Annotated in this window: 11 protein-coding genes and 1 pseudogene; 6 read left to right on the top strand and 6 right to left on the bottom strand. The window is 69.0% G+C overall.

Features of this window, described 5'->3' with window-relative positions; translation table 11 throughout:
• Positions 1-1198, top strand: a 1198-nt coding sequence (locus tag JWQ92_RS15890; protein ID WP_297345438.1) for a glycerol kinase GlpK, incomplete at its 5' end; no start/stop codon positions are given.
• 59 nt (positions 1199-1257) lie between these two features.
• Here JWQ92_RS15890 and trpD read toward each other — a convergent pair.
• Complete coding sequence (trpD, locus tag JWQ92_RS15885; RefSeq protein WP_297345437.1) at positions 1258-2313, bottom strand: anthranilate phosphoribosyltransferase; 1056 nt, start codon at positions 2311-2313, stop codon at positions 1258-1260.
• 129 nt (positions 2314-2442) lie between these two features.
• On the opposite strand from trpD, the gene JWQ92_RS15880 reads away from it, so the two are divergent.
• From JWQ92_RS15880 to JWQ92_RS15860, 5 genes are read left to right on the top strand one after another with little or no spacing between them, the layout of a single operon-like run.
• On the top strand, positions 2443-3072 hold the full coding sequence (locus JWQ92_RS15880) for a heme-copper oxidase subunit III (RefSeq protein ID WP_297345436.1): 630 nt from the start codon (positions 2443-2445) through the stop codon (positions 3070-3072).
• Between the two features lie 14 nt (positions 3073-3086).
• Positions 3087-3911 (top strand): cytochrome c, encoded by an 825-nt coding sequence (locus JWQ92_RS15875; RefSeq protein ID WP_297345435.1) that lies wholly within the window; start codon positions 3087-3089, stop codon positions 3909-3911.
• Positions 3912-3924: 13 nt separating this feature from the next.
• On the top strand, positions 3925-4989 hold the full coding sequence (locus JWQ92_RS15870; RefSeq protein ID WP_297345434.1) for a ubiquinol-cytochrome c reductase iron-sulfur subunit: 1065 nt from the start codon (positions 3925-3927) through the stop codon (positions 4987-4989).
• A complete protein-coding gene (locus tag JWQ92_RS15865) occupies positions 4973-6604 on the top strand; it encodes a ubiquinol-cytochrome c reductase cytochrome b subunit (RefSeq protein ID WP_297345433.1) in 1632 nt (543 codons plus the stop codon). Before JWQ92_RS15870 ends, JWQ92_RS15865 begins: the two co-directional genes overlap by 17 nt.
• 2 nt (positions 6605-6606) lie before the next feature.
• Complete coding sequence (locus JWQ92_RS15860; protein WP_297345432.1) at positions 6607-7077, top strand: NUDIX domain-containing protein; 471 nt, start codon at positions 6607-6609, stop codon at positions 7075-7077.
• Positions 7078-7102: 25 nt separating this feature from the next.
• Here JWQ92_RS15860 and JWQ92_RS15855 read toward each other — a convergent pair whose 3' ends face one another.
• From JWQ92_RS15855 to JWQ92_RS15835, 5 genes and pseudogenes are all read right to left on the bottom strand, one after another.
• Positions 7103-7519 carry a cytochrome c oxidase subunit 4 gene (locus JWQ92_RS15855; RefSeq protein ID WP_297345431.1) on the bottom strand — a complete coding sequence of 139 codons (417 nt, stop codon included), beginning with the start codon at positions 7517-7519 and terminating at the stop codon, positions 7103-7105.
• A gap of 2 nt (positions 7520-7521) precedes the next feature.
• A complete protein-coding gene (ctaD, locus tag JWQ92_RS15850) occupies positions 7522-9276 on the bottom strand; it encodes a cytochrome c oxidase subunit I (RefSeq protein ID WP_297345430.1) in 1755 nt (584 codons plus the stop codon).
• A 13-nt stretch (positions 9277-9289) separates the two neighbouring features.
• Positions 9290-10222, bottom strand: a complete 933-nt coding sequence (gene coxB / locus JWQ92_RS15845) for a cytochrome c oxidase subunit II (RefSeq protein WP_297345429.1) — start codon at positions 10220-10222, stop codon at positions 9290-9292.
• A gap of 148 nt (positions 10223-10370) precedes the next feature.
• Positions 10371-10739, bottom strand: coding sequence for an iron-sulfur cluster insertion protein ErpA (erpA, locus tag JWQ92_RS15840; RefSeq protein ID WP_297345428.1), 369 nt, complete (start codon positions 10737-10739; stop codon positions 10371-10373).
• A gap of 10 nt (positions 10740-10749) precedes the next feature.
• Positions 10750-11073: pseudogene (locus JWQ92_RS15835) on the bottom strand (dipeptidase); the annotation flags it as partial.

Genomic DNA, 11073 nt, shown 5'->3' with positions numbered 1-11073 from the left:
TACCCAGCCGATCGTCGACCGGCTCGCCGCCGACGGGGGCGTGGAGCGGTTCAAGCAGAAGGTCGGCCTCCCCCTGGCGACGTACTTCTCCGGCACCAAGATCGTCTGGATCCTCGAGAACGTGGAGGGCGCCAGGGAGAAGGCCGAGGGCGGCGACCTGATGTTCGGCACCACAGACTCCTGGGTGCTCTGGAACCTCACCGGGGGGCTGGAGGGCGGGGTGCACGCCCCCGACGACACCAACGCCAGCCGCACCCTGTTCATGGATCTGGAAACCCTGCAGTGGGACGACGAGATCCTGGGCATCTTCAACGTGCCCAAGTCGATGCTGCCGGAGATCAAGTCTTCGTCAGAGGTCTACGGCACCGTGAACGAGCACAGCCTGCTGCGCGAGGTGCCGATCGCGGGCATCCTCGGCGACCAGCAGGCCGCCACGTTCGGCCAGGCCGCCTTCGACCAGGGCGAGGCGAAGAACACCTACGGCACCGGTAACTTCCTGATCTTCAACACCGGCACCGACATCATCCACTCCAAGAACGGGCTGCTCACCACCCTGGGCTACAAGCTCGGCGACGCCGAACCGCACTACGCCCTGGAGGGCTCGATCGCCGTGACCGGGTCGCTGGTGCAATGGCTGCGCGACAGCCTGGGCCTGATCTCATCGGCGAGCGAGATCGAGACCCTGGCCCGCACCGTGGACGACAACGGCGGCGCGTACTTCGTGCCGGCGTTCTCCGGGCTCTTCGCGCCGTACTGGCGGTCGGACGCCCGCGGTGCCCTGGTCGGCCTGACCCGCTATGTGAACAAGGGACACATCGCCCGCGCCGCGCTCGAGGCCACCGCGTTCCAGACGAAGGAGGTGCTCGACGCCGTCAACGCGGACACGGGCAAGCCCTTCACGGAGCTGAAGGTCGACGGCGGCATGGTGCAGAACGACCTGCTCATGCAGTTCCAGGCCGACATCCTCGACATCCCGGTCGTGCGGCCGCAGGTCGCGGAGACCACGGCGCTCGGCGCCGCCTACGCGGCGGGTCTCGCCGTCGGCTTCTGGAACGACTTCGACGACCTGCGCAAGAACTGGCAGGAGGACAAGCGCTGGGAGCCGTCGATGGAGTCGGACGAGCGCGAGCGGCAGTACCGCAACTGGAAGAAGGCCGTCACGAAGACGTTCGACTGGGTCGACGTCGACGTGAACTGATCGACCCGATCCGGCGGGCCCCGCTCCCACGTCGGGAGGGGGGCCCGCCGTTCGCGTGCTCAGGGGCGCTGCGTGGCGGCGGCCCAGGCGTCGAGCTTCGCTCGGGCGGCACCGGAGTCGACCGTCTCGGCGACCGTCGTGAGGCGCTCGCGGAGGCGCCTCGCCATCGGCCGCTCCGCCTGGCCCGGGTCCTGCAGCAGGTCCCAGGCCACCAGTCCGGCCGCGGCGTTCAGCAGCACGAAGTCGCGAACCGGGCCGGGCTCGCCGTCGAGCACCCTGCGCACGGTCGCCGCGTTGTCCGCGGGGCTACCCCCGGTGAGCTGCTCGAGCCGCGAGACCGGCAGCCCGACGTCGCCCGGATGCACGTCGTGCTCGGTGACCGCGCCCGCCGAGACCTCCCAGATGTGGCTGTGACCCGTCGTCGACAGCTCGTCGAGCCCGTCGTCGCCGCGCACCACGAGCGCCGTCGCCCCGCGGGTCTGCAGCACGCCGGTCACGAGCGGCACCACGGCGGGACGGGCGACGCCGATCACGTTGGCGTCCGGCCGGGCCGGGTTGCAGAGCGGGCCGAGGAAGTTGAAGACGGTCGGGACGCCGAGGGCGCTCCGGGCCTCCGCCGCATGCCGGAACCCGGGGTGGAACGCGGAGGCGAACACGAAGGTGATGCCGACCTCGCGCAGCACGCGGGCGACCCCGTCGGCGTCGAGGTCGATCCGCACGCCGAGGGAGGACAGCACGTCGCTCGCGCCGGACGCGGAGCTCGCGGCGCGGTTGCCGTGCTTCACGACCGGCACGCCGGCCGCGGCCGCGACGATCGCGGCGGTCGTCGACACGTTCACGGTGCGGAACCCGTCACCGCCGGTGCCGACGATGTCGAGCGCCTCCGGGCCGATCGACAGGGGCACCGCGTGGGCGAGCACGGCATCGCGGAAGCCGACGATCTCGTCGACCGTCTCCCCCTTGGCGCGCAGCGCGACGAGGAAGCCGGCGAGGGTCGCCGAGGGCGCCTCGCCCGCCATCACGCGCTCCATGGCCCAGGTCGCCTCGGCGACCCGGAGGTCGTGCCCGTCGAGCAGGGCGGAGAGCAGTCGGGCCCACTCGGCGGCATCCGTCACGGCTTCACCCTACCGACGGGGTCGCCACCAGGACCGCGCCCCCGTTCCCGCCCCCGCGCGCCCCCAGATCGCCGTGTGGGGACGCCCCCGGATCAGGCGGCGGGGACCGGGAGCGACCATAATGATCTCGTGAGCAGTGCGTCAGTGCTTCAGAACGCGAACGCGCCCGCGGTGAACCGGCCGAACGCAATCGCGGTCGGCACCATCGTGTGGCTGGGCAGCGAGGTGATGTTCTTCGCGGGGCTCTTCGCGATCTACTTCACGCTGCGGACGTCGTTGCCGGCGCTGTGGGCGGAGAGCACCACGCACCTCGATGTGCCGTACGCGCTGACCAACACGATCATCCTGGTCCTCAGCTCCTTCACGTGTCAGTTCGGGGTCTTCGCCGCCGAGCGGCTGCAGGCCAGGGCCACCGGCTGGCGGATGTCCGAGTGGGGCATGGTCGAGTGGTTCTTCCTCACCTACGCGATGGGCGCGGTGTTCGTCACCGGCCAGGTGTTCGAGTACGCGACCCTCGTCAGCGAGGGGATCATGATCAGCAGCTCGGCCTACGGGTCGGCGTTCTACCTGACCACCGGCTTCCACGCCCTCCACGTCACGGGCGGTCTGCTGGCGTTCCTTCTGACGATCGGCCGTGCGTTCGCCGTCAAGAACTTCGGTCACCGGGAGGCGACGACGGCGATCGTCGTCTCCTACTACTGGCACTTCGTGGACGTGGTCTGGATCGGCCTGTTCCTCGTCATCTACGTGCTCAAATAGACGTGAGGACCTCAGTGATTCGAACCCGTCGCGCAGCCGCCGCAGGCCCCGTCCGCACCCGCAAGCGAGGCCGCAGGTCACCGCTGGCCTCCGTCGCGCTGGTCGCCGTCGGCCTGCTGCTCACCGGCGGCGCGTACACGCTCTTCACGGCCTCGTCCGGCGCCTCCGCCGCGATCGACCTGAACAGCGCGCAGGCGATCTCGCAGGGCAAGAAGCTGTTCCAGGCGAACTGCGCCACCTGCCACGGCCTCGCGCTGCAGGGCACCGTCGCCGGTCCCTCACTGATCGGCGTGGGCGCCGCCGCGGTCGACTTCCAGGTCGGCACCGGGCGCATGCCGCTCGCCCAGGACGCGCCCCAGGCGCAGGACAAGCCGCCGGTGTTCGACGACACCCAGACGAAGGAGCTCGCGGCGTACGTCGCCTCGGTCGCTCCCGGCCCGGGCCTGCCGTCGTCCAAGTACCTGCAGCTGAGCGGCAACGCCACCCGCGGCGCCGAGCTGTTCCGGATCAACTGCGCGATGTGCCACAACGTGGCGGGCGCGGGCGGGGCGCTCACCGAGGGCAAGTACGCGCCGAACCTGAATGGCGTCACGCCGGCGCACATCTACGAGGCGATGCTGACGGGCCCGCAGAACATGCCGGTCTTCAACGACGCCAACATCTCGCCGCAGGACAAGGCCGACATCATCACCGCCCTCAAGGCGACGCAGCAGAACGCCAACGTCGGCGGCTTCGACCTCGGGAGCCTCGGCCCCGTGGCGGAGGGGCTCTTCCTCTGGATCTTCGGCCTCGGCGCGATCGTGGCCTTCACCGTCTGGCTCACGGCCAAGGCGAACTAGCGGGAACGGAAGCATGGCGAACCAGGAGAGCACCGAGGTCGTCCCGGCCGGACGCGCGGCAGCGAGCAGCGGCACGGCCGTCGAGCGGAGCGACGCGTTCCAGAACCCGGGACTGCCGCCCCACCGGCCGAGGGTCACCGACTCCGACCCCAAGGCGGCGAAGCACGCGGAGCGGGCGATCGTGGCCCTGTTCTACGTCTCGATCGTCGGCGCCGTCTTCGCGATGGCCGCCTACTTCGCCTTCCCGATCCACGCCGACGACCTCGCGTCGGTCCGGCTCAACAACCTGTTCCTCGGCCTCGGCCTGTCGCTCGCGCTGCTCGCGATCGGCGTCGGCGCGGTGCACTGGGGCAAGGTCCTCATGGCCGACCACGAGGGCGTCGACATCCGGCACCCGATCCGGGGTGACCAGAAGACGCGCGCTCGGGCGGTCGAGATCATCGATCTCGCGAACGTCGAGTCGGGGTTCGGCCGGCGCACCCTCATCCGCAACTCGATGATCGCGGCCATCGCGGTGCTGCCGTTCCCGGCGATCTTCCTGTTCCGCGACCTGGCGCCCGCGTCGGGCACCCCCGCCGAGGCCTACTCCCACACCATGTGGAAGAAGGGCTCGCGGTTGACGAAGGATCCGTCGGGCGTGCCGATCAAGGCGTCCGACGTGACGATCGGCTCGGTCTTCCATGTCATCCCCGAGGGCCTGAACGACGCTCCGGACATGCTCGAGGAGAAGGCGAAGGCCGCCGTGCTGCTCATGCGGCTCGACCCGGCCGACCTCCATCCGTCGAAGGGCCGGGAGTCCTGGGCGTACGACGGGATCGTCGCGTACTCGAAGATCTGCACGCACGTGGGCTGCCCGGTGGCGCTCTACGAGCAGCAGACGCACCACCTGCTCTGCCCCTGCCACCAGTCGCAGTTCGACATCACCCGCGAGGCGGAGGTCATCTTCGGACCCGCCAAGCGCCCGCTCCCGCAGCTCCCGATCTCCGTGGACAGCCAGGGGTACCTCGTCGCCCAGAGCGACTTCCACGAACCAGTCGGACCGAGCTTTTGGGAGCGTCGCGGTGACTACAACGTCTGAACCACTCGCCTACGACCGGACGGAGCCGGCGGACGCCCGCCGCTCCTCCGGCGGGCTCACCGGATGGGCGTCGAACTACCTCGACGAGCGCACCGGCATCTCCTACGTCGTCCGCGAGTTCGGCCGCAAGATCTTCCCGGACCACTGGTCCTTCATGCTGGGCGAGGTCGCCCTCTACAGCTTCGTCATCATCCTGCTGTCGGGCACGTTCCTCACCTTCTTCTTCCAGGCCTCGATGGCGGAGGTCGTCTACAACGGCAGCTACGTGCCCCTGAAGGGCCTGGACATGTCGGCGGCGATGCAGTCGACGCTGAACATCTCGTTCGAGGTGCGCGGCGGCCTGCTCATGCGCCAGGTGCACCACTGGGCGGCGCTGCTGTTCGTCGCCTCGATCGGCCTGCACATGGTCCGGATCTTCTTCACGGGAGCCTTCCGCAAGCCGCGTGAGCTCAACTGGCTGATCGGGTTCGTGCTGTTCGTCCTCGCCATGGGCGAGGGCTTCACCGGCTACTCGCTCCCCGACGACCTGCTGTCCGGCAACGGGCTGCGGATCATCGCGGGCATGGTCGAGGGCATCCCGTTCGTCGGCAGCTGGCTCGAGTGGTTCATCTTCGGGGGCCAGTTCCCCGGCACGTCGATCGTGGGCCGGCTCTACACGCTGCACATCCTGCTGCTGCCGGCCGCCGTGCTCGCCCTGATCGGTCTGCACCTCGTGTTCGTGGTGGTCCACAAGCACACGCAGTTCGCCGGACCGGGACGCACGAACGACAACGTGATCGGCTACCCGATCCTCCCGGTCTACGCGGCGAAGGCCGGCGGGTTCTTCTTCATCGTGTTCGGCGTCGTCATGCTGATGGCGACGTTCTTCGCGATCAACCCGATCTGGACCTACGGTCCGTACGACCCGAGCCCCGTGTCCGCCGGGACGCAGCCCGACTGGTACATCGGGTTCGCGGACGGCGCGCTGCGCCTCGTGCCCCACGGCTGGGAGTTCGTGCTCTTCAACACGACCTACTCGCTCAACGTGCTGGTCCCGGTCGTCGGCCTCGGCGCGTTCCTCGGCGCGGTGGCGGTGTACCCCTTCCTCGAGAGCTGGGTGACGGGCGACAAGCGCGAGCACCACGTCTCGGACCGCCCCCGCAACATGCCGACCCGGACGGGGATCGGCGCGGCCGGACTCACGGTGTACGCGGTGCTCTGGGCGGCGGCCGGCTCCGACCTGATCGCCACCCACTTCAAGTTCTCGATCGAGGGTGTCATCACGACGCTGCAGTTCGCGCTCGTGGTCGGTCCCTTCATCGCGTACTTCGTGGCGAAGCGGGTCTGTCTCGCGCTGCAGAAGAAGGACCGCGAGGTCGCGCTGCACGGCTTCGAGTCGGGGCGCATCGTGCGGCTGCCGGGCGGCGAGTACATCGAGGTCCACGAGCAGGTCGACGACTTCGAGCGGTGGAGGCTGGTCAGCTTCAACGACTACGAGCCGCTGATGATCCGCCCGAACGCGGCCGGCCGCATCCCGCCGCAGGAGCGCGTGCGCGCGGTGCTCAGCCGCTGGTTCTTCGAGGACCGCATCGAGCCCGTCACGCGCACCGACGTGGAGCTCTCGAGCCACCACTGATCGTGCCGACACCGAGAACGCCCGCGCCACGCAGCGCGGGCGTTCTCGTGTTCCGGCGCCACGACGGCCTCGAGGTGCTGCTCGGGCACATGGGCGGCCCGTTCTGGGCGCGCAAGCAGGAGGGCGCCTGGACGGTGCCGAAGGGGCTCCTCGAGCCCGGTGAGGAACCCCTGGAGGCCGCTCGGCGGGAGTTCCGGGAGGAGACCGGCATCCCGGTGCCCGACGGGACGCCGGTCCCCCTCGGCGACGTGCGCACCTCGGGCGGCAAGACGGTGACCGTGTGGGCGGTGGAGGCCGACGTGGACGTCGCCGGCTTCTCCCCCGGCACCTTCACCCTGGAGTGGCCGCCGCGGTCCGGCCGGCTCCTCGAGGTGCCGGAGATCGACGAGCTGCGCTGGGTGCCCCTGGACGCGGCGCAGCGGATGCTGACGGCCTCGCAGCGCCCGCTCCTGGCCCGCCTGACGACCCGCTGAGCCCCGGCACCCCGTCGTCGGGGTGTCAGCGGGCGAAGAAGCCCCGGTAGTACTCGTAGACCCAACCGATGATCGCGACGATGAAGATCGTGCCGCCGATGATCGAGATCCAGACCCCGACGGCGACGCCGAGGAAGCCCAGCGCGGCCGCCGTGGCGAGGATGATCGGCCACCAGCTGTACGGGCTGTAGAAGCCGAGCTCCGGATCGCCGTCGTCGATGCTCGCGTCGAGCCGGTCCTCGGGCAGCTGCCCGCCCTGCGCGTGGTAGGAGCGGTTCAGGTAGAACCCGATGAAGACGGCCATGACGGCGACGAGGCCGATGCCGACCGTGCCGACCCACTCGGGCTGCGCGTAGACGATGAGTGACCAGATCGTGTACGCCGCGTCGGAGAGCAGGAAGAACCCGGCGAGGATCCAGAAGAGGTTGACGCTGGCCCGCACGGCTACCGCACCTCGCCGTGCGCGACGTCGTACGTCGGCGCGTCAGGGGCGTCCTTGGCCGGGCCCACGCCGAACGGGATGCCCGCCTCGGGGTGGTTCAGGTCGAACGCCGGCGACTCCGACCGGATCCGCGGGATCGACGTGAAGTTGTGCCGCGGCGGCGGGCACGAGGTCGCCCACTCGAGGCTCCGGGAGAAGCCCCAGGGGTCGTTCACCGTCACCTTCGGTGCCCGCCTGGCCGTGATCCAGACGTTGTAGAGGAACGGGAGGACCGACAGACCGAGGATCGCGGCGCCGAGCGACGACAGCTGGTTCAGCGTCGTGAAGTTGTCACCCGGCTGGTAGGTGGCGTACCGACGGGGCATGCCGAGCACGCCGAGCCAGTGCTGCACGAGGAACGTCGTGTGGAAGCCGATGAACAGCAGCCAGAAGTGCAGCTTGCCGAGCCGCTCGTTCAGCATCTTGCCGGTCCACTTCGGCCACCAGAAGTAGAAGCCGGCGAACATCGCGAACACGACGGTGCCGAACACCACGTAATGGAAGTGCGCGACCACGAAGTAGCTGTCCGAGAGGTGGAAGTCCAGCGGCGGGGACGCGAGGATCACGCCCGTCAGGCCACCGAAGACGAACGTGATCAGGAAGCCCAGCGCCCACAGCATCGGCGTCTCGAACGTCACCGATCCCCGCCACATCGTGAACGTCCAGTTGAAGATCTTCACGCCCGTGGGCACGGCGATCAGCATCGTCATCAGGGCGAAGAACGGCAGCAGCACCGACCCGGTGACGTACATGTGGTGGGCCCAGACGGCCACGGAGAGCGCCGCGATCGAGATCGTCGCGTAGATGATCGTCTTGTACCCGAACAGCGGCTTCCGGCTGAACACCGGCATCACCTCGGAGATGATGCCGAAGAAGGGCAGCGCGATGATGTAGACCTCGGGGTGGCCGAAGAACCAGAACAGGTGCTGCCAGAGGATCGACCCGCTGGTCGCCGAGTTGAACACGTGCGCCCCGAGCTGCCGGTCCGCGCCGAGCGCGAGCAGGGCGGCGGCGAGCACCGGGAACGCCATCACCACGAGCAGCGACGTGATCATCGCGTTCCAGGTGAAGATCGGCATCCGGAACATGGTCATGCCGGGGGCGCGCATCGTGATGATCGTGGTGATGAAGTTCACCGCGCCGAGGATCGTGCTGAACCCGGAAAGGCCGAGGCCGAAGACCCACAGCGTGCCGCCGAGCCCCGGCGAGTAGGCGGTCTCCGACAGCGGGGCGTAGGCGGTCCAGCCGAAGCCGGCCGCACCCTGGGGCGTGAACTCACCCGACACCGCGATGAAGCTGCCCAGGAAGTAGAGCCAGTAGGCGAAGGCGTTGAGCCGCGGGAAGGCGACGTCGGGCGCGCCGATCTGCAGCGGCATCAGCACGTTCGTGAAGCCCGCGAAGAGCGGCGTCGCGAACATGAGCAGCATGATCGTGCCGTGCATCGTGAAGAGCTGGTTGTAGATCTCCGGCGTCGGCACCAGGTGCAGACCCGGAGCCGCCAGCTGGGCCCGGATCACGAGGGCGAGCACGCCGCCGATCAGGAAGTACACGAACGAGGTCGTGAGGTACAGGTACCCGATCCGCTTGTGGTCCGTCGTGGTCAGGTACTGCACCACGATGTTGCCCTTGCGGGCGACCGGGCTGCGGTCGTCGATCGTGGTCGTCTGACCGCCTGGCAGTGCCGCTGGCTCGCCCGGGCGTCCCAGAGTCGTCGTCATCGCGCGATTCCCATCACTGATTGCCGAGCTGCTTCGTCTCGCTCGGCGCGTTCCCGTTACCGCTGTTGTTCTTCTGCTGCGTGCCGATCGCGCCCGAGCTGTCGTCCTTGTTGAACTGGTCGCCCAGCAGCCCCGTGTTGCCGATGTCGCGCAGGTGCTGGATGTACGCGGTGTACTGCGCCGGCGTCACGACCTTCACCGTGAACAGCATGCGGGAGTGGTACTCGCCACACAGCTCGGCGCACTTGCCCTCATAGGTGCCGAGCCGGGTCGGGGTGAAGGTCTCGTAGTTCGTCTGCCCGGCGATGAGGTCCTTCTTGTAGAGGAAGTCGATCACCCAGAAGGAGTGGTTCACGTCACGGGTGCGCAGCTGCAGCTCGACCGACTTGCCCATCGGCAGGTAGAGCACCGGCAGCTGCGAGTTGTCGAAGCCCGTGTTCGGGATGCCCTCGGCCTTCGGCTGGGCCTGGATCCCGGCGAAGTAGACGTTCTCGTTCTTGTAGTCGAAGTCCCACGCCCACTGCTGTCCGTAGACGTCGATCGTGACATCGGGATGCGGGTCGCGCGCCTCGATCGCGTTCTGGTCCTTGGCGGTGAAGGCGAAGAAGCCGAGCACGAGGATCAGCGGGACGATCGTGTAGAAGATCTCGATCGGCATGTTGTAGCGGAGCTGCACGGGCAGGCCGGTCTGACCGCGTCGGCGACGGAAGACCACGGCCGCCCAGATGATGAGGCCCCAGGTGATGACGCCGACGGCGAGCAGCACGATCCACGAGCCCACCCAGAGGTCGGAGATCATCTGCGCGTGATTCGTGGTCGGCGTCTGCCCGGAGGTGAAGCCGGGCAGGTAGCCGTGCAGCTGCAGGTCGTCGCAGCCGGTGAGAGCGAGCAGCACCCCGACCGCCAGGGGCGGGACCAGGATCAAGCGTCGGCGGTTGGAGCGCACCAGTTCCCTCTCGGTGACGATCGGACGTTCCCGGGATCAGCCTACCGTCAGGAGCGGATCCGCTCCCCCGACGGCGACCCCCCTTGTTCTGCGGGTTGCATGCGAATGGCGCCCCCTGGCGGGGGCGCCATTCAGGTCGTGGGGCGGCTCAGTGGAAGGAGTCGCCGCACGCGCAGCTGCCCTGCGCGTTGGGGTTGTCGATCGTGAAGCCCTGCTTCTGGATCGTGTCCTCGAAGTCGACGGTCGCGCCGTCCAGGTAGGGCACGCTCATGCGGTCCACGACGACCTCGACGCCCTCGAAGTCGACGGTGGCGTCGCCCTCGAGGAGTCGCTCGTCGAAGTACAGCTGGTAGATGAGGCCCGAGCAGCCGCCTGGCTGCACGGCGAGGCGGAGGCGGAGGTCGTCGCGGCCCTCCTGCTCGAGCAGGCTCTTCACCTTGCCGGCTGCGGCGGCGGTGAGCAGGACGCCGTGACGGGTGTCGGTGGTCGGCCGGCCGGTGATCGCGATGTCGGTCATGCCCGGAATGCTACGCCCCGCGCCGGGAGAGGCGCGCGAGGAGCAGCGCCTCCGCCGTGATGGCGCGTCGCAGCACGCCGAGGTGCTGGGACTCGTTCGGGGAGTGCGCCCTGCTGCTCGGATCCTCGACGCCCGTGAGCAGGATCTGCGCGGCCGGGAACATCTCGGCGAGGGTCGAGACGAACGGGATGGAGCCGCCGATCCCGGTCGCGACGGGGGCGGCGCCCCAGCCGTCCTCCAGCGCCCCCCTGGCCGCCTCCGCAGCCCAGCCGCCGTGGTCGACGAGGAACGGCTCCCCGAGATCGACGTCGGCGAATTCGAGGTGCGCGCCGAA

This window comes from Amnibacterium sp. (assembly GCF_025463795.1).
GTDB lineage: Bacteria > Actinomycetota > Actinomycetes > Actinomycetales > Microbacteriaceae > Amnibacterium.
This window is presented reverse-complemented; position numbering and strand designations above follow the sequence as displayed.

Excerpts from the sequence above, each read along its gene's own strand:
- JWQ92_RS15870 (WP_297345434.1), top strand. The coding sequence starts at position 3,925 with ATGGCGAACCAGGAGAGCACCGAGGTCGTCCCGGCCGGACGCGCGGCA.
- erpA (WP_297345428.1), bottom strand. The coding sequence starts at position 10,739 with ATGACCGACATCGCGATCACCGGCCGGCCGACCACCGACACCCGTCAC.
- ctaD (WP_297345430.1), bottom strand. The coding sequence starts at position 9,276 with ATGACGACGACTCTGGGACGCCCGGGCGAGCCAGCGGCACTGCCAGGC.